General features: G+C 57.3%; 19 protein-coding genes. 9 read left to right on the top strand and 10 right to left on the bottom strand.

The features are described 5' to 3' along the window. Positions 1 to 16: 16 nt before the first annotated feature. The 7 genes from ACR809_RS14440 to ACR809_RS14410 are packed head-to-tail and all read right to left on the bottom strand — an operon-like array spanning position 17 to position 11,397. Positions 17 to 2,215, bottom strand: coding sequence for a glycoside hydrolase family 2 protein (locus ACR809_RS14440; protein WP_032445940.1), 2,199 nt, complete (start codon positions 2,213 to 2,215; stop codon positions 17 to 19). Beyond that, complete coding sequence (locus ACR809_RS14435; protein ID WP_122051381.1) at positions 2,205 to 4,895, bottom strand: hybrid sensor histidine kinase/response regulator; 2,691 nt, start codon at positions 4,893 to 4,895, stop codon at positions 2,205 to 2,207. Before ACR809_RS14435 ends, ACR809_RS14440 begins: the two co-directional genes overlap by 11 nt. Positions 4,896 to 4,897: 2 nt before the next feature. Next, on the bottom strand, positions 4,898 to 5,332 hold the full coding sequence (locus ACR809_RS14430) for a globin (protein WP_117047065.1): 435 nt from the start codon (positions 5,330 to 5,332) through the stop codon (positions 4,898 to 4,900). Next, a complete protein-coding gene (locus ACR809_RS14425) occupies positions 5,329 to 6,723 on the bottom strand; it encodes a DUF3131 domain-containing protein (protein ID WP_117607340.1) in 1,395 nt (464 codons plus the stop codon). The genes ACR809_RS14430 and ACR809_RS14425 overlap by 4 nt, the downstream gene beginning before the upstream one ends. Further along, positions 6,708 to 8,255 (bottom strand): DUF3131 domain-containing protein, encoded by a 1,548-nt coding sequence (locus ACR809_RS14420; RefSeq protein WP_117607339.1) that lies wholly within the window; start codon positions 8,253 to 8,255, stop codon positions 6,708 to 6,710. Before ACR809_RS14420 ends, ACR809_RS14425 begins: the two co-directional genes overlap by 16 nt. Beyond that, a complete protein-coding gene (locus ACR809_RS14415) occupies positions 8,252 to 9,583 on the bottom strand; it encodes a DUF3131 domain-containing protein (protein WP_032445944.1) in 1,332 nt (443 codons plus the stop codon). The genes ACR809_RS14420 and ACR809_RS14415 overlap by 4 nt, the downstream gene beginning before the upstream one ends. Beyond that, positions 9,580 to 11,397 carry a glycosyltransferase gene (locus ACR809_RS14410; protein WP_004179513.1) on the bottom strand — a complete coding sequence of 606 codons (1,818 nt, stop codon included), beginning with the start codon at positions 11,395 to 11,397 and terminating at the stop codon, positions 9,580 to 9,582. The genes ACR809_RS14415 and ACR809_RS14410 overlap by 4 nt, the downstream gene beginning before the upstream one ends. A gap of 276 nt (positions 11,398 to 11,673) precedes the next feature. Here ACR809_RS14410 and opgC point away from each other — a divergent pair, with 276 nt between their 5' ends. From opgC to ACR809_RS14385, 5 genes are read left to right on the top strand one after another with little or no spacing between them, the layout of a single operon-like run. After that, complete coding sequence (gene opgC, locus ACR809_RS14405) at positions 11,674 to 12,891, top strand: OpgC domain-containing protein (RefSeq protein ID WP_117607337.1); 1,218 nt, start codon at positions 11,674 to 11,676, stop codon at positions 12,889 to 12,891. Between the two features lie 10 nt (positions 12,892 to 12,901). Then, positions 12,902 to 13,801 (top strand): hypothetical protein, encoded by a 900-nt coding sequence (locus ACR809_RS14400; protein WP_004892665.1) that lies wholly within the window; start codon positions 12,902 to 12,904, stop codon positions 13,799 to 13,801. A gap of 8 nt (positions 13,802 to 13,809) precedes the next feature. Beyond that, positions 13,810 to 15,024, top strand: coding sequence for a PP2C family protein-serine/threonine phosphatase (locus ACR809_RS14395; RefSeq protein ID WP_004179521.1), 1,215 nt, complete (start codon positions 13,810 to 13,812; stop codon positions 15,022 to 15,024). Further along, positions 15,014 to 15,352: an STAS domain-containing protein gene (locus ACR809_RS14390; RefSeq protein WP_004179523.1), complete on the top strand. Its 339-nt coding sequence runs from the start codon at positions 15,014 to 15,016 to the stop codon at positions 15,350 to 15,352. Before ACR809_RS14395 ends, ACR809_RS14390 begins: the two co-directional genes overlap by 11 nt. Then, positions 15,345 to 15,815, top strand: a complete 471-nt coding sequence (locus tag ACR809_RS14385) for an ATP-binding protein (RefSeq protein WP_017880145.1) — start codon at positions 15,345 to 15,347, stop codon at positions 15,813 to 15,815. Before ACR809_RS14390 ends, ACR809_RS14385 begins: the two co-directional genes overlap by 8 nt. A 53-nt stretch (positions 15,816 to 15,868) precedes the next feature. Here the strand turns inward: ACR809_RS14385 and ymcF are convergent, their stop codons facing one another. Both ymcF and ACR809_RS14375 read right to left on the bottom strand, forming a co-directional pair. Beyond that, on the bottom strand, positions 15,869 to 16,057 hold the full coding sequence (ymcF, locus tag ACR809_RS14380) for a cold shock small protein YmcF (protein WP_117076657.1): 189 nt from the start codon (positions 16,055 to 16,057) through the stop codon (positions 15,869 to 15,871). Positions 16,058 to 16,359: 302 nt separating this feature from the next. Continuing rightward, positions 16,360 to 17,274, bottom strand: a complete 915-nt coding sequence (locus ACR809_RS14375) for a LysR family transcriptional regulator (RefSeq protein WP_122051380.1) — start codon at positions 17,272 to 17,274, stop codon at positions 16,360 to 16,362. A gap of 108 nt (positions 17,275 to 17,382) precedes the next feature. Between ACR809_RS14375 and ACR809_RS14370 the strand changes: the two genes are divergently transcribed. After that, on the top strand, positions 17,383 to 18,144 hold the full coding sequence (locus ACR809_RS14370; protein WP_004176437.1) for an SDR family NAD(P)-dependent oxidoreductase: 762 nt from the start codon (positions 17,383 to 17,385) through the stop codon (positions 18,142 to 18,144). Positions 18,145 to 18,360: 216 nt separating this feature from the next. After that, positions 18,361 to 19,893, top strand: coding sequence for an HD domain-containing protein (locus ACR809_RS14365; RefSeq protein WP_004224331.1), 1,533 nt, complete (start codon positions 18,361 to 18,363; stop codon positions 19,891 to 19,893). A 198-nt stretch (positions 19,894 to 20,091) separates the two neighbouring features. Here ACR809_RS14365 and ACR809_RS14360 read toward each other — a convergent pair whose 3' ends face one another. Continuing rightward, positions 20,092 to 20,658 (bottom strand): DJ-1/PfpI family protein, encoded by a 567-nt coding sequence (locus ACR809_RS14360; protein WP_004179538.1) that lies wholly within the window; start codon positions 20,656 to 20,658, stop codon positions 20,092 to 20,094. A gap of 640 nt (positions 20,659 to 21,298) precedes the next feature. On the opposite strand from ACR809_RS14360, the gene tssB reads away from it, so the two are divergent. Beyond that, the gene (gene tssB / locus ACR809_RS14355; RefSeq protein WP_004176434.1) at positions 21,299 to 21,790 is read left to right on the top strand and encodes a type VI secretion system contractile sheath small subunit; all 492 of its coding nucleotides are present in this window, start codon (positions 21,299 to 21,301) and stop codon (positions 21,788 to 21,790) included. Between the two features lie 42 nt (positions 21,791 to 21,832). After that, a complete protein-coding gene (gene tssC / locus ACR809_RS14350) occupies positions 21,833 to 23,377 on the top strand; it encodes a type VI secretion system contractile sheath large subunit (protein ID WP_004892641.1) in 1,545 nt (514 codons plus the stop codon). Positions 23,378 to 23,385 lie beyond the last annotated feature (8 nt).

Genomic DNA, 23,385 nt, shown 5'->3' with positions numbered 1-23,385 from the left:
CCGATTGGCTCCATCTTCATCTCCCCGCCTGCGCCGCGGCGACGGGCTCGGTATGCTGGTTAGCACCCACGTGTTTGCCGCGACGGTTGTCAATGCGGTAGACGATCGTCACGGGCTGCGGGCCGGCGGGGGTGACGGTCAACTCCCTGACCATTTGGCCAGCGTCGGGCGGCAGGGTCAGCGAGGTTTCCCCCTGAGCGAGCATCTGGCCATTTTGCCTGACCTGCCAGGTCAGGCGGCAATCCTCGCAGGCTGCCCAGGTATCGTTAATCGCCCACAGGCGCACCGTCGCCGGGCTTCCCTGACGCCAGCTGGCGGTCACCGGCTCGATGGACGGCAGGATCGGCTGATAGGCGCGCTGCAGGGCATAGTAACCGGCCTTCGGCTGGCGCAGATAATCCACCACCCCCCAGTTGATGGAGGGCCATGTCTCGACAAACATAAAGTGGAACAGGGCGGTCACCGGCTGATAACGCTGACGGCGATAGCTCTCCGCCGCCAGCGCCACCAGCCGGGCCTGATATGCTTGGGTGTTTTCAATCATCTCCTGAATATTGTTGCCTCGTGGAATACCGGCAAATTTAAAGGTCTGGAAAGGCTGAAAATTATGGTACTTCCATCGCACCCAGCCGGGGTCGTCGGCAGCGGTGGTTTTCGGCCACAGCAGACGGGCCGGGATAATGGTCTTCAGGGTGGAGAGCCGGGGCAGCGCCTGGGCGCCAAACTCGGTAATAATCCCGGTTTTCGCCGGGGCGAGCAGGTCGCGCAGGGTGCCGAAATACCAGCCTGCCCAGTAGTGCTCTTCGACAGCGGAAAAGCGATGCACGATGCGGGAGGTATCTTCCGCAAGCGCATCGCCCACCCGCTGCGTCAGGGTCTGATTTAAGGTTTTACGCCAGTCAGGGAAGCGTTTTTCCATCCACGGCGAGTTCCACGGCGGCTCGTTGTGGCCGCCCCAGACAATAATCGCCGGCGAATTGCCGAACTGGTCCATCATCGTCCGGGTCTGGCGCACAGCGTTCTCGGCGAAGGCGGCGCTGTCATCGTAACCCCATTGCAGGGGGACATCCTGCCAGATCATCAGTCCCATCTCATCGGCCACCTCATACAGCGCGCGGCCCGCCACGTGGCCGTGAACGCGGATGGCGTTGGCGTTCATCGCCGTGACAAGCCTGAAATCCCGACGGTACTTTTTCCGCGTCATGGTGCTTAGCCATGGGGAGCCAATATAGTTGCTGCCCTTAATGAACAGCCGTCTGTCGTTGATGCGCCAGCCCTGATTGTCCGCCAGCGCTTCCACCTTACGTAATCCGGTGCGGGTGACGGCGGTATCCATCATCCCCCGGTCATCCGTTAGGGTGGCGCGCACCCGGTAGAGGTTCGGCTTGCCTGCGCCCACGGGCCACCAGAGCTTCGCGGACGGCATGGGCAGCGAGACGTGCAGGACGCCTGCGGTTTTCTCCAGAGTGACCGCGAAGGCCTGGTGAAAACGTGGGCCGGAAAAATTGTCCGGGGTAGCCGTCAGGCGTAGCGTGACGGGGCCGGGCGTCACAGCCCGATAGCGGATTTCGGCACGCAGCATGGGCTGCTCCAGCCCCTGTTGCCAGTCCGGGCGCAGGATCACCTCGTCGATGGTGACGCCGCGGCTCAGATGGAGCCTCACCGGCGCCCAGATCCCCCCGGAGTTGGCATCCTGCCCCTGAACCGACCAGGCGCCGCCCGGGCGGGTGTCGTGCTGATTCAGGATCCCTTTCATCAGCGTTTTGTGCAGCGGCCAGATCTTTTGCGGGTCTTCATAGGGGCTATCGACCCGCACGGCGAGCTGATTATGGCGGCGTATGGCCCCGCTGATGTCCACCGGGAAGCGCTGAAAATAGCCCTCGTGTCGGGCCAGCGTCTTGCCGTTGAGCGCCACCTCGGCAAAGTAATCGACGCCGTCAAACACCAGGGTAGCCATGGCATCCGGCGACAGGCCATGCAGGGTAAACTGATGGCGATACCACAGGGCGCCCTGATGATCGTATCCAGCGCTGTACCAGTTTGCCGGTACTCGCAGCGTGCGCCAGTCGCCATCCGAAGCCTGCGCGCCGTCGAAGGCGCTGTCGTTGGCGTCATGCACCCGCCATTGCCCGGCCAAGGACCAGGTCACCGGCGCAGAACCGGCGTGCGCCAGCGGCAGACAAACCACCAGCAGCAGAAGGCGTCTATGGAGCACGGGGAACCTCCTGCGATCTGCGATGTAGCCACCGGTGGCAGCCTGTGGTTGCCTCGGCCAGCGCGTCGCGCAGGTCATCTGGGACGGTCCGGTCGGGCGACGTCGCCTGGCTCTCCAGCTGCTGGAGCACCCCGGCAAGGCGTTGAAAGCCGAGGGTGACCGCCTCGCCGCGCAGCTTGTGGGCGGTACGGCGCAGCGTCTCCCGGTCATTGGCGTCAATGGCGTGGGTAAGGGCCGACGTTGCGGCGTCAAGCCCTTCAGCGAAGAGTCCCAGCAGCTCCTCGACCAGCTCAGGATCGTCGGCGCACTGTTTTAGCAGGTGGGCCTCGTCCGGCAGGCCTTTCTCTTCCTCCAAACCGCTATCTTCCGCTGCGCCGACGCGGGCGATGGCTTCCCGTAGCGCCTCAAGACTCACTGGTTTGGCGATATAGCCGTCGAAGCCCATCGCCAGACAGCGCTCTCTATCGCCCTGCATGGCATGGGCGGTCATGGCCATCGCGGGCTGATGTTGCCTGCCCAGCGCCGGCGTCTCTTCGCGCAGCAGACGGATGGCGGTTTCACCGTCCATCTCCGGCATTTGCAGATCGATCAGCAGGAGATCCCAGCAGGCTGCGCGCCAGCGCTCCAGCGCCTCCCGGCCGTTGCTCACCACCTCGCAGCGGTGACCCAACTGCTCCAGCAGCCGTCTGGCGACCTTTTGATTAACCAGGTTGTCCTCAGCCAGCAGGATATGCAGCCCGGTCTGGTCCCTGACCGGTTCCGCAACGGGGGCTGGCGCTGTCGCCACCACCGGCGTGGGAAGGAGAATACCGGCGATAACCTGATGCAGTTCGCGCTGCGCCACCGGTTTATGCAGATAGTGGGCGATACCGATGCGCTTAAGCATATTGGCGTCAAAATGGCGGCTCATGGAGCTGAGCATAATGATCTGGCTCTGCCGGGCCTCGGGCAGGGCGGAGAGCTCCAGCGCCAGCGATACGCCGTCCATATCCGGCATCTGCGCGTCGAGCAGGATCAGCGGCCAGGGCGGCCCTTCGGCGGCCCGGCGTAGTGCCTCGCCGGCGTTGTCCACGCAGCTTGGCATCAGCCCCATCTGGCGAAGCATGGTGTCGAGCAGGCGCAGGTTGGTGCTGTTGTCGTCAACCACCAGCACCCGCTCATTGTTGAAGCGGCCCGGCGGGGCGTTAGCGGAGGCGGTGTGCAGACCTGCCAGCGGCAGGGTGAAGGCAAATTCACTGCCCGTCCCGGGCTGGCTCTCCACCGTCAGCTCGCCGCCCATCAGGCTGACCAGGCGGGCCGAAATGGTTAATCCCAGCCCGGTGCCGCCGTAGCGGCGGGTGGTGGAGCTATCGGCCTGGCTGAAGGCCTCGAAGATTGCCTTTTGCTTTTCCGGGGCGATGCCAATCCCGGTATCGCGAATGCGAAAGCGCCAGCGGCTTTCGTCGTCGGCCGGCGCTATTGCCAGCAGAACTTCCCCCTGATGAGTGAACTTCAGCGCATTACCCAACAGGTTAGTCAGGATTTGCCGCAGCCGGGGGCCATCGACGATCAGCACCTCCGGTACCGCAGGGGAGATATCCACCAGCAGCTCAATACCCTTTTCGCTGGCGGCGGGCATATGCGGGCGGATCAGCGACTGGATAAAGGGGTGGATCTCCAGCGGCTCTTCGTCCACCTGCATCTTGCCCGACTCAATGCGTGAGAAATCAAGAATGTCGTTAATAATGTGCAGCAGCGACTGGGCTGAACTCATCACCAGCGAAAGGTACTCCCGCTGCTCCGCGGTCAGCGGCGTGTCGAGGCACAGCTGCGTCATGCCGAGAATGCCGTTCATCGGGGTGCGGATTTCGTGGCTCATATTGGCGAGGAAGGCGCTTTTCGCTTCGTTCGCCTCGCGGGCCTCCTTCGCTGCCTCAATGGCCAGCAGCTCTGCGGCTTTGCGCCGGGTAATATCCTGCAACGTGCCGCTCACCCGCTCTGCCTGCTGCTGCATATTGAGGGTGACAATCTGCCCGGAGAGCAGCATCCAGCGCCAGCCCTGCGTCGGGTGCTGGACGCGAAGTTCACATTCAAAAACCGGCATATGCTCGTTTTGCGAGGCGATCATCGCCTGCTGCAGGGTAGCGCGATCGTCCTCGTGGACCAGATTGAGCATAAAACGCAGCGGATAGCGCCACTGTGCCCGCGACTGGCCGACCATCGCCAGCAGGGTGTCATTCACCTGCAGGTTGTCGTGGGAGACCTGCCAGTCCCAGATACCGATCTGGATCGACTCCGCAGTGAATAAAAAATCGTCGTGAAGCTGGTGACGTGCGCGTCGGGCCTCGTCAAGCTCGGTGATGTCGGTATGCAGACTGACAATTCCACCATCCGCCAGCCGCTGATGCTGAACGTAAATCCGGCGGTTGCCCGACTGGCGGACTTCGCAATGGTTCGCCTGGCGGCAGTTGCGGATAATCGTCTCGCGTAGCGTCTGTTGCCGGCCAGGGTCAATGTTATAACCGGCATCGATAAACTTCTCCGCCAGGCTCTCAAGAGAAGCGCCGACGGCGAGCCAGGGCGCGATCGTTGGATAAAACAGCGCCACCTTATCATTCCAGGCCTGCAGTCGTTCGCGCTCATCGTAGATCATCACCGCCGAAGGCAGGACGTTGAGGTCGGCACGGTTAGCGGCATGCATGATCAGTGACCTGCGGTCTGATAGTGGAGCTCCGCCTGGCGGCGCAGATACTCAAGCCCGGGGGCGATGGCCATTGCCCATGCAGTGAGGATCTCTTCATCGCACAGCGGATCGCTGGCGCGGACGGTTTTGAGCATGGCTTCTCGCCACAGCGCAAAAAAACGCGGCGGCAGGCGCAGGCCTTCCTCGCTCTGCTCGCGTGCCAGCCGTTCCAGAAAATCAGGTACGAAGAGGTCGCCGTTGACCGCCAGCATGGCGAAAAAGCTTTTAAAGATCATCTGCTGGCCTTCCTCGCCGGAGCGTTGGGTGAAGTGCTGCTCGGTTTCCGGAGACATATGGATAAAGGTGCTGTAAAAGGCCTGAAAGAAGCGCTGTTTGTCGTGATCCGGAACGACGCGATTCAGGCTGGCCTCAAAGAGATCGCGATAAAACTTCATGGTGCGCTCCTCATAACCCGCTCGCCCGGCAGGCAGCGGCGGGGCGGGTTAAATTCGTCCGTCGCGCGGCGGGCAAAATAGCTGTTGTCATCCGCGAGGCCGTTTTTGAACAACGGCCCGGCGTTGTGTTTGTAAAACAGCGCCTCCAGCACCATGGCGTTAGTGGAGAGGGTGAGGGTGGCGTTGACGTCGCCGGTGGCCTCGACCCGCCCTTCAAACCAGCCGCGCTGCGGGTCGTTAAGATGGGTAGTGACCGCCATCAGCGCATCGGTATACTCGGTTTCCCACAGCGTCCACAGGACAAAGACCGCCTTGGTGGTCACCTGCGCCAGCCGGGGGTAGTACTTCCCGTCGTCCCCGAGCGTATTCCAGGCGTAGCCATTCCCCCAGACGGTATCTTCCACGTGCCAGGGCGCCTGGGTAAGCGAAAAATCGGCCCGGGCGGTAAGCACCTTATCCTGCGTCCAGCGCGTTTTCTGGCTGAGCCATATCCCTTCCGCCCGCTCGCGCATGGCTTTTTGCGCCATCTCCGGCACGCCGGGCGGCTGCCAGCCGAACTCCAGTCCAGGCAGCATGGCGGGCAGTGTAGAGAGCACCACGGGTTGCCAGGTGGCTCGCGGGTCGCGGTCGTCAACGGCGAGGCGGCGCTGATAAATAATCACATGGCGCGCCGGGGGGGAGAGGGCCTTGCCGGCCGGAAATCCCCACAGGCGAAACGCGCTGGCGGCGTATTCACTGTCTCCCAGCCGAAGCTCCTCGCGGATCGTCCGCTGGCCGTTCTGCAGTGAGGCGGACCACAGCTCTCCGTCTTTATCGATCACCGGACAGAAGTTCCAGCGCAGGATAATTTTATCAATGTACTCGCCGTACTGCGGCGCGCGTTCGGCGGTGAGCCGCAGGGCGAGCATGAGTCGGGCCATATCTTTTGCTGACCAGCCGCTGGCCGTCGGTTTGCCGCTAAAGTCGACAGGGGTCGCCGTCTGAGTGGAGTATAGCCTGCCCGGCGAGCCATCGTCGGTCAGCGTCAAGCGATTGAGGGTGCCGAGCAGGGGCGTCAGGCGGGCGTCGAATTCCGCTTCCTTTACCAACCCCAGCTCTCTGGCGGCGAGCAGGGCGATAAGGGTGTCGCCCATCTGCCACAGCGTCGCGCGCGGCTGTTTGTCGCTGCCGTTGACCAGGCCGGTTTGCGGCTGGGTATTGTTCTCGACGTACCGCCAGGCGATCTGCGCCCACGTCCGCTCCTGCGGCGTCAGGCTGCTGATACGGGCGGTGGTGTGCCAGCCGCCTTTGGTCAGCCAGCGCCACCACGCGCCTTCGCGACTGAACAGCGCCAGGGCGATAAGCAGCAGGAGGATGGCGACGGTCAGCCAGCGAGCTAGGGTTTTAAGCATTGCGCGGTCACCGGCGGAAGTTTAACGGGCTCGTCAGCCTTGCAGGCGGCGCACTGGCAGGCCTGGCAGGCGGGTTGGGTGCGCTGCGTGGTTCCGGTCTGTTCGCACCATGTCTTGACGGCAGGGGTATTGCTCAGGAAGGGGCGGTTGCGCGGGCCGTTATTGGGCTCAAAGAGATCCACCAGCTTTTTGTCCCACAGCGACGGCGCGAAATCGCGGTTTTTCGGATTGTCGCTGGAAAACTGCAGCAGTTTGCCTTCTTTTTTAAACAGCAGCGCTTCCAGCATGATGCCGTTATTGTTGGCGGTGAACTCATTGATTGGCCCGTCGCCGTTTTCATACAGTCCCTCGTAATAGCCTTTTCCCGCTTCGTTCGCATTTTCAATGGCGTCCAGCAAACGATCGGTATAGGGCGAGTTCCACAGCACCCACATCCCCATCGCCGCTTTGAGCGACACGGCGGCGCTATTCGGTACGAACTGGCCTTTGTCGGTTATGGTGTTCCAGTTAAAGCCGTCGCTGAACACGGTGTCATAGACAAAGTACGGGGATTTATCGAGCTGATGCTCGGAGCGGGCGGTGAGGATCCCGGTGATGGCGTAGCGATTCTCCTGGGCCTGGTAGACCCGGTCTGCGAAGTTTTTCATCCAGGGATGGGAGTACTCACGCGGGCTGTTGTTCCGGTCACCAGGGTTATCAAAGCCAAACTCCATGCCATACAGCACGTAGGATTCACTGACCACATAGTTATGCTGGCTGGTTTGCCGTGGGTCGCGCGAATCATAGGGGACCAGCACGCAGTAAATCTCCGCCAGCTCGTAGGGCTGCGGCCGGCTGGCCTGACAGGTGTTAAATCCCCACAGCTGAAAGCCCGCCGCGCCGTACTCCTCGTATCCCAGACGGCCTTCCTGAACGTATTTGGGCTGGCCGTTTTCCAGATACGCCCCGTACAGCGTGCCGCAGGGGTCGACAACATGGCTAAAATCCCACCCCAGCACCACATTATCGATGCTGTTGCTGTATTCCGGATAGCGCTCCTTGATCACCTTCAGCCAGATCAGCATTCTGCCGATATCCAGCGCCGAAAAGCCGATTTCACCCGGCTTGTTCTGGTAGTTAACCTTTTGTCCGCTTATCGTGTTATAGGCTTTGTTGGGTAGTTCGTTACGGAATAAATCGAGCTTATTCAACGTGGCGAGAAACTTCAGCATCCGACGGTCAAACTCCGCCTTATCAATAATCCCCAACTCACGGGCTGCGGTCATGGCGGCCAGATAGGAGGCGCTGTCCCACATGGTGGTGGAGGGGTATTTGTTTACCGCATTCACCAGCCCGGTGGTGGGCTGAAAGTTGGCGACGAAGTATTGCCAGGCGTTTCTGGCGATAGTCATCTCCCTCGGCGTCAGCTCCCCGCTACGCGGGGCGTATTCCGCAGCCGGCAGACCGGTCGCGGCCTGCGCGCCGGAGAGTGAGAGCCACAGCGCCATGAGTCCGGCCAGCAGAGGAAAACGGGAAAAATAGGTCAGCTTCATGGCGTTGCTCCTGCTGAGGACGAGGGTAGAGGGGCAGGGCTCAGGCAGGCCAGACACAGCATCTGCCCCCGGGAAATGTAGGCCAGGCTTTCCAGCACGATCGCGTTGGTATCGCCGTCAACAACGTCGTTGACGCTGCGGTTGAGATTTAACCCACGCTGCCAGCCCTTGCCCGGGACCTGCAGCGTCTGGACCTGCTGGCGAAGCGCTTCGCTCCAGCTATTGCGGAACAGGGCGTACCAGGCAAAGGCGGTGCGGGTAGAGGTGATCGCCGTTTGCTCCGGGGTGGCACTGCGCGGGGCGAAGGCGCTCTGCGGCTGCCGGTCCGCCAGCGCGCTGGCATAATCCGGCGCGGGCTCGGCGTAGTCGGTGCTGATCGGCGGCTTGCTGACCCTCAGGCTATGACGGCGCTGCTGGATTTGCATGATGCGCCAGGCGATCTCCGCACTCTGCGCGTCAAAGCCCAGCTCAAGCCCGGTGAGCAGGTACGGCAGGCTGATCAGCGAAGGTTGCCGCCCCCAGGGCGTGCGCAGCCCCTCGTCGGGCACCATGATGCCGTCGATATCGATCATCTGCTGCCCCTGCGGCGGGTTGGTCACCGCCAGCCCCGCCGCGCTGTCGATCAACCGCAGCGTATGGCTGGCGTACAGCCGGTAGCCAAAGCTGTCCCGCGGTTCATCCGCCGCCAGCGCCCAGTGGTGCAGCGGCGCCGCGGCCTGGCTGGCGGGGCTGTTGCTGATGAGCGCGCCGACCCGCCACTGATTAAACAGATCCCGCACCGCGGCGGCGTGCTGAGGATAGCGCCAGAGCAGGGTTTGCAGGGCGGTGAGCAGGCGTCCCATACCGATGGCGGAGGAGTCCGGGTTGCCGAGGATCTGCAGCGTGTCGGCATGGTACTGAGCGGCGGGCAATCCCTGGGCGTTGAGGGGCAGTTGACCGAGGGTAAACAGGGCGGCGGCAATGCGCTCATCACCTTCGGCGGCGGTCACAATATGCAGCTGCTCTGCGGCGACCACGGCGAAAAGATAGCTGCCGACGCTCCACAGGCTGAGCCAGGGTTCGCCATCGTGCGCGTTGGCCAGGCCGTTTGGCTGGGTATTGTTGACATAATACTGCCAGGCCACCCGCGCCCAGATCGCCTCGTCAAAGGTCAGCTCGCGCGGGGGAGGGAGCGGCGGAAAATCCTGGCTCAACGTCATCCCGCCGCTGCTCTCGACGCGCGCGGGCATTTGTTTTTCCACCCACACGACAATCGCAAAACCCAGCAGGAAGCCAATGAGGATAGTGAGATAGCTGCGCGCGGATAGCAGGGCGTCGCGGATCCTCATCGGCTCGCCTCCTGCTCTTCGGGGGGCGTCCACATGGCGGCAAAGATAAGCGGCAGCATGGCGGCAATATTCACCGCGCCCCAGAAAATGTTGATGACGTACCCGGAGGGGTCGTCAACCTCACCGCGCGCCACCTGAATGCCGCCCCATATCAGCCCCGTCAGGGTGAGCAAAACGATGGCAATTTGCGGCTTGACGAGATAGAGAAAACGGCCCGTCTGTCGCTCTTTCGGCGTAACGTGAAATTTAATCTGCTCCCCGCGCAAAACGGTGTCCAGCGCCCGCAGATTCATCGAGAAAAAGGAGAGGTAAGAGGCCCGGCCGTCCCAGGCAGAAATGCCCCAGGTGCCGAACATAAAGGCCAGTTCGGAGACAATAAAAAAGGGTAAAAAGTGCAGATAGAAAGGGGTAGACCACGCCGACACTGGGGGAATGCCGGTGAAGAGATAGATAACAGGCGAGATCAGGAACACGGTGTTCCACACGCAGGCCAGATAGGACCAGAAGGTGGTCGCGTACATCAGCGTTTGCGGCAGCGAGAGTTTAAAGCGGCGTCGGCTGAAGATGTTGTCATGGAACAGGATATCCAGCGATCCGGCGGCATACTTAAAGCGCTGGATCATCCACGTCAGCATATCCTGCGGAGAGAGCATTTTGGACTCGATCCGCGGGTGCATTACTGAGCGCCAGCGGCGAGCAGCGTCGCCGTGCAGCAGGATGGAGGTATAAATATCTTCTGAGACGTGGAACTTATAGGGCGTCAGTTCAGTATCAAAGGCCACGTGGGGGCGCATGGCGTCCTGCAGCGCTTCCCGCGTTACCGGGTCGCGAATATCCCGCGTATGACGGTCGATCTCGGCATCAACGCTCCAGACGTAGCTGCGCAGTGCCGCCTGCATCACTGCTTCCCGTCGGTGAACGGAGGCGGCGCCACAGCAGAACGCGGCGTTAGCCCAGTTACGGCGCCGTAAAATCACGTCGTAGAACATGCGCGGATCGTTGAAAAACGGATCGCGACCGATGGTCACCGGACCGACGATTTTCTGCGCCAGCCAGCCCACGCCATAGCCTGCGCCGCCAGCTTTACGCCGCAGCCAGCATGCCAGATCCTCCCCCTCAGGGAGATCGAAAAACCACTGCGGGGTCTGCACCCAGGCGACGTCCGGATCGCGAAAGTAGCCGAGCGTGTGGCTCAGCAGGGTTGGGAAAACGCGGGTATCGGCATCACAGATGATCAGAAAGTCGCCATCGGTATGTTCCAGCCCGTTGCGCAGGTTACCGGCTTTATAGCCGATATTACTCTGACGGGTGATGTAGTTCGCCCCCTCCTGCTCGCAGACCGCCTTCATTTCCGGGCGACGCCCGTCGTCAAGGACATGCACCTTATAGTCGAGCGGACCGGGATAGGTCATCTGCATGGCGTCACGGATCGACAGCCTGACCAGTTCCACGTCTTCGGAATAGGTGGCGATAAACAGATCGACTTTAATCGGCCTCGACTCCACCGCTTCATCCGCTCGCAGACAGTCGTTGATCTCCGTCGGGGGGACGCCTGGCGGAGGATCTTTTTCCTGCCATAAATTAATGGTGAACAGAACTGTGCCAATCCACGCCAGGGTTTCCGCCAGCACCAGAGGGATTGCATACCACAGTGCGTCAGTGTTTAAGGACGCGGTCCAGCGCCAGTAAATATAATTGGCACCAAGAACCAGGGCGGCCACAGCGAATACCTGCCAGATCATTCTTACCCAGCTCGGAGTGCTGAGCGGCTCAGGCGGTCGACGATGTTCAAAACGGGAAAAATAAAAATCCATAGCAAGGATATCCTGATTCCGCGCTGAGTTTGAGTGACAGGTCTGTTATCGATTGGGGGCGTTCTGCAGAACGCACAGGGGCTTATAAATAACAGTAAAGTGAGTGTAGATGGTGGCGCAAAAATTTCAACAGCGCGAACTGATAGTCACCGGGATGACTTAACATAGTGTGATGCACGCCGGAGAAATTTATAAAACGAACATTGCAAGATAGCCCATTCTACACTATCTAAATAATTTGTAATAAATGTTGCAGGGTAGACGACAGGATCCTCCATGAGCCAGGTTGCCTCAGCGATTTCGAAAAAAGAAACTTATAAATCAATGGCCTGGCGTTATTCTCTGGCGGGTGAACGCGACCTGCGTATCGACTTTATGCGCGGCATTGCTCTCGTTATGATGGTGGTGGCGCATACGGAAGTGATGTCGATATTTAATATTTTCAGCTGGGAGCGTTTTGGTTTGACCACTGGCGCCGAGGGTTTTGTGATCCTGTCGGGCTTTATGTTAGGGATGCTAAATCGTGCCAGATTACAAAAAGCTGTATTACTGACGGTGGGCTGGGGACTTTATCTTCGCGCATGGAAAATATATCAGGTTAATATTATTATTATTGTCACTTTTCTTTTGCTGAGATATTTTCCGTTTATTAATGCCTTTGAAGTCACTCACTTTACCGATCGTTTTTCCGGGACCAGCTGGTCGCTCTATCCACTCACCCCGCAAATAAAAGAGACGTGGTTTAACATTATCCTCTATCTGCAGATTGGCCCACACCAAACGCAGATCCTCGGTCTCTATATTTTTCTGTTGTTGCTCAGCCCGTTGTTTCTGGGAATGCTGCAAAAGGGTCACGTCTACCCCTTACTGGGCGTCTCGCTGCTGATCTACGGCTGCTGGCAACGCTGGCCGGTACGGGTGACGCCCTGCGAATTTGAATTCGCCTTTCCCCTGCTGGCCTGGCAATTTATCTTTGTGCTGGGAATGTGCTGCGGCTGGTACAAAGCGGAACTGATCTCTTTCGCCCGCACGCCACCCGGCAAAGTCGCCGTCGTGGCGCTGGTGTTCATCGCGCTTATCCTTGCGTTTGTCGCCCAGAACCATACCAATCCTTTTATGCCGCCCGCGCTACTGATGCACGTGATCCCTCCGGCGGAGTTTAACGCCTTTTATCATACCTGGGCGGCGAAAAACGGCCTCGGGCCGGTACGGATCCTCAATGATATCAGTCTTATGGTCACTATTTATCTGTTATTGACCTGGTGTTGGCGTCCCCTGAACTGGCTGGCTGGCTGGTTCCTGATCCCGCTCGGGCAGCGTTCGCTCTACACCTTCATTTTGCATGTTTATATCGTGCTCGCCGTAAGCCAGTTGGTCACCTTCGATCTGTGGCGCCAGGCGTGGATAGTGAACACCTTGATCCATGCCGCCGCGCTGGGCGTACTGTGGCTGATGGCCAAATACCGCGTCGCCGCACGCTGGATACCTAACTAAGGAAGGGCAAATGCGGGAGAAGTATATGCTGGCCTGCGCGCTATGGTGCGCCATCGCAAGTGCGGAAGGAGCAGAGAAGAACGACGCACAACCGCTGCGTGATAAAAATGGTGAACCGGTGCAGGCCGGCGTGTTTACCAGCCGCTGGGGACGGCTTTTTTCCGGGAATGACAAGGTGTTTTCGGGAGCGCTGAGCTTTAGTTCGGGTTTAAAAGAGCAGTGGATGACCGTCCCCAACAGCTCAGACAGCGCAGAACAGAAGAAAAAATATAATCAGACGCTGAACCTCAGCCTGCAATACTCGCCTTACAGCTTCTGGTTCGCCAACGTGACATCCCGTTTACCGGTGACTGATACCAGCCGCTATACCGCCGATTTTCGCTATAGTTTTGGCTACGACGACTGGCATGCCAATACCGTCAGCCTGGTTTACAGTAACTATGGCGATAACCACTTCTGGACCTCAGGCAGCAAGCGTCACACCTATTTTGAGCAGGGAGCCATCACTCTGGCATATAAATTTTCCCTGCCGAAGCCCATGGAGAATACGCTGCTTATCAACAAAGGCGACGCCATCATGTGCCAGGTGGGCTACAGTTGGGTGCCGCGTTATTACGATCTGGCGAGTGACGATATACGCAAAAACAAAAACGTACTGCTCGGGGGGTGCGGATATACCTTTAAGCAACATTTCTTTATCCGTGCGACGGCGTTCTGGTACCCCGACAGCAGCCAGCAGCAACCGTGGAATGGCGACTACAGCTACAGCTTCGGTTACGCGGGCTATACGCCAGGATCGTTCTCTGTGCAGTATGCCAACTATGCCGGTACCCGCTATCCGGGGCACGACAGCGGCAGCGGCAAGTTTCGTGAAGGTACGATCAGCCTTATCTGGTTCTTGCCGATTTAGGAGGCGCGATGTCGGCACAGCACGTCCTGATTGTTGAAGATTCGCTGGTTTATCGTCGGTTGCTAAGCCGGATGTTGACGCAGTGGGGCTATATCGTCAGTGAGGCGGAAAACGGCGTCGCCGCGCTGGCGATCCTGGAGAACCAGCCCGTCAGCCTGGTGATTAGCGACTGGGAAATGCCGGAGATGAATGGCCTGATGCTGTGCCGGGAAGTTCGCCGTCGCCAGTTTGGTCACTACGTTTACCTGATATTGCTCACCGCTCGCGAAGATCCGGGCGATTTAACGCAAGGGTTTGCGGCAGGGGCCGATGATTTTCTCAGTAAGCCGGTGGAGCAGAGTGAACTGCGGGCGCGACTGCACGCCGGGGCGCGGATCCTCTCCCTTGAAGCCGACCTCGCCGCGCGCAATACGCGGCTAAGTGAAGCGCTGCGGCAGATTGAACAGGATCTGGAGCTGGCGGCGCGCATTCAGCAATCGGTTCTCCCGGCTCATCAGCTGTGCTATCAGGGTTTTTTCTCCGACTGGATTTTCCTGCCGTCGGCCTGGGTATCGGGGGATATTTTTAATGTGTTCCCGCTGGGGGAGCATCTCGGATTTTACTGCGTGGATGTCTCCGGGCACGGCGTGGGGGCGGCGATGATGTCGCTTGCCGTCGCCCGCCAGTTTCTACATGGCAGGGCGGTTGAGCGTTTTCTTTTCTCTGCTGATAACCAGCCGGCATCACCTGCCGAGGTAGTGCAGATCCTGAATGGTCGTTTTTGTAGCGACGAGGCAGAGATTGTCAGCTATTTCACCCTGATCTATGGCGTCATCGACCTCACAACCGGTGAGGGGAAACTGTGTCAGGCCGGGCATCCCACGCCGTTTATCGTCACCGTGGATGGAGGTGTGCGCTCGGTCGGCAGCGGTGGGGCGCCGGTGGGGTTGATAAACCATCTCTCATGGGCAGATGTCAGTTTCTCGCTGGCGCCGGGAGAGCGGCTTTGCCTGTTCAGCGACGGTATCACCGAATGTGAAAACCGGAGCGGTGAACAGTTTGGCGAAGTCCGTTTACAAGCGTGGCTGCAGGACAGTGTGACGCAGCCGCTGCCCGCGCTGCTGCCGCGGTTTGCCCGGCACTTGATCCACTGGCGCAATGGCGACGCGCAGGAGACCCAGTCGATGGCCGATGATGTTTCACTCTTGATTATTGAACGTACAGGGGACAGTGATGAAAATTGAAACCGAACGGCAGGCCTCGGTGACGATCCTGACGCCGGCGGTGCGTCGGCTGGATGCTTCCGTCGCAGTAGCCTTTAAATCGGCAATCGCCCAGGAGATAGGCGAAGCGCCCGGCGATCTGATTGTTGATTTCAGCGAAATTGATTTTATCGACAGTAGCGGTCTGGGAACCCTGGTTTCTCTGATGAAGATGATGAACGGGAGAGGGGAGATGACGCTGTGCGCGCTGAATCCTGGCATCCGCAATATGTTCACGCTGACCCGTATGGATCGTATTTTCCGCATTTGCGAGGATCGCACCTCGGCACTTGCGCAGTTAAATGAGTGACGTGCCCGTGAATAGCAACATGATGTTTCCTGCCGAACTCACCTCGCTTTCACCGCTGGCGGAGTGGCTTGCCCAGCAAATGGCTTCGCTGCCTGTTGCGGACGAGTGGCGTTTCGCGCTCGATCTCGCCGCCTGTGAAACGGCAACGAATATTATTCGCTATGCGCTGCATGAGGATCGGGAAAGTCGTTTTGGTGTGGAATTTAGGGTCGCGGACCGACGGGTGACGCTGCGCTTTACCGACGCGGGGGAAACCTTTCCCGCCGAGCGCCTGGCGATGGCGCGTGGTGATGAGCATTTCGATGTCGATCCGTTAGCGGAAAACGGTAGAGGCTTGCGGCTTATTCTGCGTGCGGTGGACTTTTTTGACGTTGAAATGAATGCAGGGAAAAATATTACCACCCTGATGAAAGCGTTGCCTGATCCCGCTGTTAATTATTCAACCGACAAAAACGGAGGTTGAGAAAAAGACGTCATCCGCCTGGCGGATAACAGGCATGCTTTACCCGCGTATACTTATTGTTGTGCCTGCGCAGTAGACTGCACGCCCAGGTGATGAGGACGGATGGTATCTAATATCATCATGGCCGATTTGCAGAAAATGCATTTCGCACCAAAGGGATTTTTTTCCGTCACGTCAAACTGGGACGTTCTGTACTGGGAGCCATGGCAGCATGGGCATCTAAAATGGATATGTTCGATCATAATGTAAACCTTGTATGGGTAATGTTCTGTTGAAAAGACAATGGTCGTTTTCAGGGAAATTAACGCGGCTGATTTTTGTTAGGAGTAAGCCGGGTATTGGGTCAGTCGGAGGGCTTGTTTAACGAGCCAACAGGGGGCTGACAGGGCCTGTTTACAGAAAAAGCAAAATACTAACGGGACTGCTCAAAGGAAGGTGGTATCAGGGATAACGCCTGGAGATGAGAACACGTACTTAGATAATAACTTTTCGTCTGGTAAATCGACTTAACGATTAACGCACGAGCCGCAAATAATAGCAAACATTATTTTAGCCTTCCGGATGCCTGCTGCGCCAGGGGCGCCTTCATCAGCGCCGTCACCCAGTCGATAAATACCTGTACCCGGGCAGAGAGCTGCCGGCTGCTGGGGTAGAGCAGGGAGAGCGGCAGCGGCGCAGGGCGAAAATCAGCCAGCACCTCCGTTAATACTCCGGATGCCAGATCGGCCTCAAGGCGGGATAAGGGTGCCTGATACAGGCCAAAGCCAAGCCTTGCCGCTTCGGCGCCGACGTCGGCATCGGAAGTCAGCAACCGACAGGGCAAACTGACCTCGCTCTGACGGCCATCCTGGGTAAAGCTCAGCGGCAAGGTACGTTGCGTGCGCGATGAAACAAACCCGATCATCACGTGGCCCGTCAGTCCTTCAATCGTATGCGGGGTGCTGTACCGGGCGAGATAGGTCGGGCTGGCGCAGGTGATCTCCTGCAACCCGGCGAGCGGCCGGCAGATCATCTCGCTGTCGGGGAGATGGCCGCCGCGAATGACGCAGTCGACTCCCTCGCGAACCAGATCGACGTCACGCTCGCTTTCCCCGATCTGCAGCGTAATGTCCGGGTAGCGGGCGAGAAACTGCGGCAGCGCGGGCAGCAGCAGGGTCCGCGCCAGGTTGCCCGCCACGTCTACCCGAATGGTGCCGGAGATGCTCCCCCCGGCGCTGCGGTTGGCCTCCTCAAGGGCCGCCAGAATGGACACGCAGCGCTGATAATACAGCGAGCCTTCTGCCGTCGGCCGTACGTGCCGGGTGGTACGATGTAGCAGCCGCGCCCCGAGACTGACCTCCAACGCTTTAATAGCCGCGGTCGCTACTGGCCGGGAAACCCCCAGATCCGCGGCGGCGGCACTGAATGAGCCCCGTTCGACGATGCGCACAAACAAGGTCAGAGTATCCAGTTTATCCATGACATTGTTCCAGCTGGCAAAACTATCCTGTCGCCCAACGCGGTCTTATCGTCGGCATTCAGGGGCTTATAATCGCTCATGTTTTCAGCAGAGAGAAAAGGAGAAAACATGAACAATAGCGCAAAAATCGCCCTGGTGACAGGCGGCAGCCGCGGCCTGGGACGCGCGACCGTCGAAGCGCTGGCACAGCGCGGCGTAAATGTAGTACTGACCTACAAAACGCGTCTTGCCGAGGCGAACGAGGTGGTTACACGGGTTGAAGCACTGGGCGCCCGGGCGATCGCGTTGCCTTTCAGCGCCGGCGAAATCGACACCTTTGACGCATTTGTTAGCGCTTTTCAGGGCGCGCTGACGGAGCTGGGCGCCGATAAATTTGATTATCTGGTCAATAATGCCGGCAACGCCAGCGGCATGGGATTTCTTAACGCCACGGAAGCGGAATTCGATGCGCTGTATCGCATCCACGTGAAGAGCGTTTTTTTCCTCAGCCAAAAACTATTGCCGCTGCTGGCCGATGGCGGGCGAATAGTGAATGTTTCGTCTGGCCTCACCCGCATCGTGATGGCGAACCGGGCGCCCTATGCGATCATGAAATCCGCGGTGGAAACCCTGACTCGCTATATGGCGTTTGAGCTGGGCAGTCGCGGGATCACGGTGAACTGCGTGGCGCCCGGCGCCATCGCCACCGATTTCAGCGGCGGGGTGGTGCGGGATAACCCGCAGGTCGCTCAGGCGGTGGCGAATATGACGGCGCTGGGCCGACCTGGCCTGCCAGAGGATATCGGGCCGATGATCGCCTCGCTGTTATCCGATGATCATCGCTGGGTGAATGCCCAGCGAATTGAAGTGTCCGGTGGAATGCGCATCTGAGCGAAGAAAACCGGGGCTGTTTTCATCCGTAGTCAATCGATATGTCAGTGGATGCCGATATAGCGCGACCCTGTGCAGAGATAAGGAAATAAAGATCTGCCGCATTGCTCGTTAAATATTAGTGATTGACCTTATTGCCTGAATGCGCAAGATTATTGTTGAATAAACAGTCAATATGCTAAATATATTTAATGCACGTATGAAAGGATTTAAGATATGGATTTTGAAAATGAATTGACCAGTAAGATCCTTGATCCCATTCACGGCACTATTCGTTTGACGACACTCGAGATTGCCTTTATCAATCACCCCCTGTTCCAGCGCTTACGCAACATTAAACAGAACTCTTTTTTATATAAGGTGTTTCCCTCTGCGGTGCACAGCCGCTTCGAACACTCTCTCGGGGTGCTGCATTTATCAAGTGAAATACTCAATAATTTACGCCTGAATGCGATACGGTATCAAAAGAAATATGATGATGGCCATGTGTTTGGTCATATCGATCAGATACCAAAACACAACATTCAGGAGTTGAGACTCGCTGCCCTGATGCATGACATCGGGCACGGGCCGGTATCCCACCAGTTTGAGAGTTTTATGCCTGGTAAGCACGAATTCTCCGATGTTCTCCCCACAGCCTACCATTCAATCATTGATGTATTAAGCAAGCCAGAACAGAAAGTTGAACATGAACAGCTTTCGCTGTTGTTCAGCCTGATGATTTATCATGATCTGAGAAAACAAGGTAAGGTCGATGACGAAATAAATATCGAAAATGTGTTAAAAATCATCGAAAAAAGATACGGTGACCAACAGATCATTGAGGAAATTAATGGAAAGGCAACAGATATCCTGCCGTTAATGACCTCGATCATCTCTTCCTGTCCGATCGATGCCGACCGGATGGATTACTTGCTCAGAGATGGCTATTTCTCCGGCGTCAAGTGTGGCATCTACGATTACAATCGCTTGTTTATGTCAATTGTCCCGGTCGAGGAACAGGGAAAATTGTACCTTGCTTACAAAGAGAGTGGGATTGATTCGATCGCTGAGTTTATTGGGGCGCGCTCCAGCCTTTTCTCGCAGGTGTATTACCATAAAACAAACCGCGCCTTTGCGACGATGTTGAGCACATTATGTGAGATTATGCAAAGCAAGGATCCACAAAATGTCATTATCGCTGACGTTACCGACCGTATCGTTGACCATAGCGATGAAAGCTTCATCGACGCGCTGAAGGATTTTTATCTGGCGTGCAGTGATGATTATTTTTTGAATGACAAGGTTGGTGAATGGATAGATATCAGCGATACCGAGGCGGTTAATAAAAAAATACTTGATGACATTATTAACCGACACCCATGGTCGAAGGTCTATGAGGCCAAACACTCTGTGTATAAAGCTAACATCGCTGACAAGGAAAATAAGGCGTGGAAGAGTCAACTCACCGGGTTATTGACTTCTGTATTACAGCCTCATTTCAAACCACATGAATTTGCCGTTGATATTGTCTCCGACTGCGCCTTTAAAGACCTGGATAAAACCGAAGTTAAGCTTTTGGTGAAAGATCTTAAGAACCGCTACGAAATAAAACCGTTAATTGAATGTGGTGATAAGTTAAATCAGTATCAAATCATCAAATATTGCATTCGGGTATTTGTTGACCGCGATATCAAAGAACGCGTAACTCCTGAAATAATCTATAAAATCAATGAAATAGTGGTCAAGCAGATCGCGTTGCTGAATTGATGATGCCCGTCAGGGCAGCGATAAATCTTTCAGGGGCTGGTTTTTTAACCGGCCCCTGAAGATAAGCGGTAAATCGTGGCGCATCCCCGGCATCGGTATAACTTACAACAGCGCGTTTCCCCGAGACTAAACACCGCGCTGAGGCATAGATTCCCGCAGGGCGGCGGGTGGCTCAATAAAAACGCCGGCTCAGTATGGTTATTCCGCCAGCAGGGCGGCGAATTTCGCCAGCCACTGTGGATGAGCCGGCCAGGCGGGGGCGGTAACCAGGTTACCGTCCACATGCGCCTGGTCGATACCTATATCCGCATAGTGCCCACCGCTCAGGCGCACTTCCGGAGCGCAGGCGGGATAGGCGCTGCAGGTCCGTCCCTGCAGAATACCGGCGGCGGCCAGCAGCTGTGGGCCATGGCAGACGGCGGCGATAGGTTTACGCGCGGCGTCGAATGCCTGTACCAGTTTAATAACCTCCTCGTACAGGCGCAGATACTCCGGCGCCCGGCCGCCGGGGATCACTAGCGCATCGTAGTTCTCGGCCTTTACTGCGGCGAAGTCAGCGTTCAGCGTGAAGCGATGGCCCGGCTTTTCGCTATAAGTCTGGGCGCCGTCAAAGTCATGGATTGCGGTCATGACATAGTCGCCAGCGGTTTTATCCGGGCAGACGGCATCGACCTGGTGGCCAATCATCTGCAGCGCCTGAAAAGGAACCATCGTTTCGTAATCTTCGGCATAATCGCCGACCAGCATTAGGATTTTCTTGCTCATCTTTGTGTCTCGTTGTGGGCGAAAGGTGTCTTAGATATAGCCTGGCGACTTGCAGAATGCGAACCGTTCAGGATGCCGACGACGGTGTCATGTGCGTCTTGTAACCGGGCTCATGTTTTTTTGCTAACGACAACTTTGTCCGACATCGCGCTGTGGCTCGTTATCCGCAAAAAATCGGTTTGTGGGGAGTAAGGGGAGCAGAAGAATATTGTTACCGTTTAGATTTCGCGCCTGCACTATTAAGCGTCCGCCGCGAAGGGGCAATCGGATGGAAGCCAGATATTATCCCTCTGAGTAATTTATTGCGTTGTTACGCTAAATTTGCATAATGAGCGAATTATATTGCCCCGGTCGTCTCTATGGTTTCCTTTATTCATCCGCTTAATGTTTTAGCACGCCTTATAGTATCCATTGCAAACATTCCTTTGGTGCATTATTTATTGAATTTATCATTGGCTGTTGTTACACATTTCAAATATTGATATTCATGGTGCTTTTATTTTCGTGGTGAAAGGGGGTGTTTATGAATAAATATAATTATTAGGTGGTTAAGTTGATCGGTAATCCATTTTTGCTTTATCATCGTCACGTTTCACATCAATATATCTTCAATAATTATTCCTTAAGGAAAGGAACTGCTATGGCTGATACGTTCCAGAATGAAGTCCCCAGGGCGCGCATTAATCTCAAATTATCTCTTCATACCGGCGGCGCGCAAAAGAAGGTCGAACTGCCGCTGAAGCTGCTTACCATTGGCGATTTTAGTCATGGTAAGGAAAACCGGCCTTTATCGGAAAGAGAAAAAATCAACGTCAATAAAAATAATTTTAACAGCGTACTTTCGGAATTTAGCCCGGAAGTTAACCTCTCGGTGCCGAATACGCTGGCCGGCAATGGCGAAGAGGAGAACGTCAGACTGCGTTTTACCGACATCAAAGATTTTGAACCGGAGCAGGTTGCCCGGCAAATTCCGCAACTCCGTGCCATGCTGGCGATGCGTAATTTATTACGCGATCTCAAATCCAATCTGCTCGATAACGCCACTTTCAGAAAAGAGCTTGAGGCAATCCTGAAAGATCCGGCGCTGTCCCAGGAATTACGCGACGAAATGAGTGCGCTTGCCCCGAAATAAGTGCGGGGCAAGTCTGTTAATGGATTAACCGGGAAAATGCTAATGTCTGTTACCACAGAAAACGCCCCTGTTCAGGGGCAAACCACGCTGCAGGAAAACAGGGCGGGCGAGGGCGTTTACGCCTCGCTGTTTGAAAAAATTAATCTCACCCCGGCGTCTCGGCTCGGGGATATCAACGACTTTCTGGACGATGCCGCGCTCTCCGAGGCGCCGGCGGCGGAGCGTCTCACCGCGGCGATGCAGGTGTTTATGGAACGCATCCGTCAGTCCGGCCAGCGGGTGGAAAAGCTCGACAAAACGCTGATCGACCACCATATCGCCGAGCTGGATTTCCAGATAAGCCGTCAGCTGGACGCGGTGATGCACCATCAGGAGTTTCAGCAGGTCGAATCCCTGTGGCGCGGCCTCAAACAGCTGGTGGACAACACCGACTATCGGCAGAACGTCAAAACGGAGATCCTCGACGTCGCCAAAGACGATCTGCGCCAGGACTTTGAGGACGCGCCGGAGCTTATCCAGAGCGGCCTCTACTGGCACACCTATACCGCGGAGTATGACACTCCCGGCGGCGAGCCGATCGGCTCGGTGATCTCGGCCTATGAGTTCGACGCCAGCCCGCAGGATGTGGCGCTGCTGCGCAATATCTCCCGCGTCTCTGCGGCCGCCCATATGCCGTTTATCGGCGCCGTCGGCCCGGCCTTCTTCCTGAAAGAGACCATGGAAGAGGTGGCTGCCATTAAGGATATCGGCAACTACTTCGATCGTGCGGAATATATCCGCTGGAAGGCGTTTCGCGAAACTGACGATGCCCGCTACATCGGCCTGGTGATGCCGCGCGTGCTGGGTCGTTTGCCGTACGGTCCGGACACCGTGCCGGTGCGCAGCTTCAACTATGTCGAGCAGGTGAAAGGTCCGGACCACGAAAAGTATCTCTGGACCAGCGCGGCGTTCTCCTTCGCATCCAATATGGTGAAGAGCTTTGTCAATAACGGCTGGTGCGTGCAAATTCGCGGTCCGCAGGCGGGCGGCGCGGTGAAAGATTTGCCTATCCATCTGTACGATCTGGGCACCGGCAACCAGGTGAAGATCCCTTCCGAGGTGATGATCCCGGAAACGCGGGAGTTTGAGTTCGCCAGCCTGGGCTTTATCCCGCTGTCGTACTACAAAAATCGCGATTACGCCTGCTTCTTCTCGGCCAACTCCGCGCAGAAACCGGCGCTGTACGATACCGCCGACGCCACCGCCAACAGCCGTATCAACGCGCGTCTGCCTTATATCTTCCTGCTGTCGCGCATCGCGCACTACCTGAAGATGATCCAGCGCGAGAATATCGGCACCACCAAGGACCGGCGTCTGCTGGAGCTGGAGCTGAACACCTGGGTGCGGAGCCTGGTGACCGAAATGACCGACCCCGGCGACGAGCTGCAGGCCTCCCATCCGCTGCGCGATGCCAGCGTGGTGGTGGAAGATATCGAGGATAACCCGGGCTTCTTCCGAGTGAAGCTGTACGCGGTGCCGCACTTCCAGGTCGAGGGGATGGACGTCAATCTGTCGCTGGTTAGCCAGATGCCAAAGGCGAAGGCGTAGGTTCGGAC

Origin of the sequence: Klebsiella sp. CD33, from assembly GCF_051992865.1 — a bacterium.
Lineage (GTDB): Bacteria > Pseudomonadota > Gammaproteobacteria > Enterobacterales > Enterobacteriaceae > Klebsiella > Klebsiella pneumoniae.
This window is presented reverse-complemented; position numbering and strand designations above follow the sequence as displayed.

Excerpts from the sequence above, each read along its gene's own strand:
- ACR809_RS14435 (WP_122051381.1), bottom strand. The coding sequence starts at position 4,895 with ATGCATGCCGCTAACCGTGCCGACCTCAACGTCCTGCCTTCGGCGGTG.
- ACR809_RS14430 (WP_117047065.1), bottom strand. The coding sequence starts at position 5,332 with ATGAAGTTTTATCGCGATCTCTTTGAGGCCAGCCTGAATCGCGTCGTT.
- ACR809_RS14425 (WP_117607340.1), bottom strand. The coding sequence starts at position 6,723 with ATGCTTAAAACCCTAGCTCGCTGGCTGACCGTCGCCATCCTCCTGCTG.
- ACR809_RS14420 (WP_117607339.1), bottom strand. The coding sequence starts at position 8,255 with ATGAAGCTGACCTATTTTTCCCGTTTTCCTCTGCTGGCCGGACTCATG.
- ACR809_RS14415 (WP_032445944.1), bottom strand. The coding sequence starts at position 9,583 with ATGAGGATCCGCGACGCCCTGCTATCCGCGCGCAGCTATCTCACTATC.
- ACR809_RS14410 (WP_004179513.1), bottom strand. The coding sequence starts at position 11,397 with ATGGATTTTTATTTTTCCCGTTTTGAACATCGTCGACCGCCTGAGCCG.
- opgC (WP_117607337.1), top strand. The coding sequence starts at position 11,674 with ATGAGCCAGGTTGCCTCAGCGATTTCGAAAAAAGAAACTTATAAATCA.
- ACR809_RS14400 (WP_004892665.1), top strand. The coding sequence starts at position 12,902 with ATGCGGGAGAAGTATATGCTGGCCTGCGCGCTATGGTGCGCCATCGCA.
- ACR809_RS14395 (WP_004179521.1), top strand. The coding sequence starts at position 13,810 with ATGTCGGCACAGCACGTCCTGATTGTTGAAGATTCGCTGGTTTATCGT.
- ACR809_RS14390 (WP_004179523.1), top strand. The coding sequence starts at position 15,014 with ATGAAAATTGAAACCGAACGGCAGGCCTCGGTGACGATCCTGACGCCG.
- ACR809_RS14385 (WP_017880145.1), top strand. The coding sequence starts at position 15,345 with ATGAGTGACGTGCCCGTGAATAGCAACATGATGTTTCCTGCCGAACTC.
- ymcF (WP_117076657.1), bottom strand. The coding sequence starts at position 16,057 with ATGATCGAACATATCCATTTTAGATGCCCATGCTGCCATGGCTCCCAG.
- ACR809_RS14375 (WP_122051380.1), bottom strand. The coding sequence starts at position 17,274 with ATGGATAAACTGGATACTCTGACCTTGTTTGTGCGCATCGTCGAACGG.
- ACR809_RS14370 (WP_004176437.1), top strand. The coding sequence starts at position 17,383 with ATGAACAATAGCGCAAAAATCGCCCTGGTGACAGGCGGCAGCCGCGGC.
- ACR809_RS14365 (WP_004224331.1), top strand. The coding sequence starts at position 18,361 with ATGGATTTTGAAAATGAATTGACCAGTAAGATCCTTGATCCCATTCAC.
- ACR809_RS14360 (WP_004179538.1), bottom strand. The coding sequence starts at position 20,658 with ATGAGCAAGAAAATCCTAATGCTGGTCGGCGATTATGCCGAAGATTAC.
- tssB (WP_004176434.1), top strand. The coding sequence starts at position 21,299 with ATGGCTGATACGTTCCAGAATGAAGTCCCCAGGGCGCGCATTAATCTC.
- tssC (WP_004892641.1), top strand. The coding sequence starts at position 21,833 with ATGTCTGTTACCACAGAAAACGCCCCTGTTCAGGGGCAAACCACGCTG.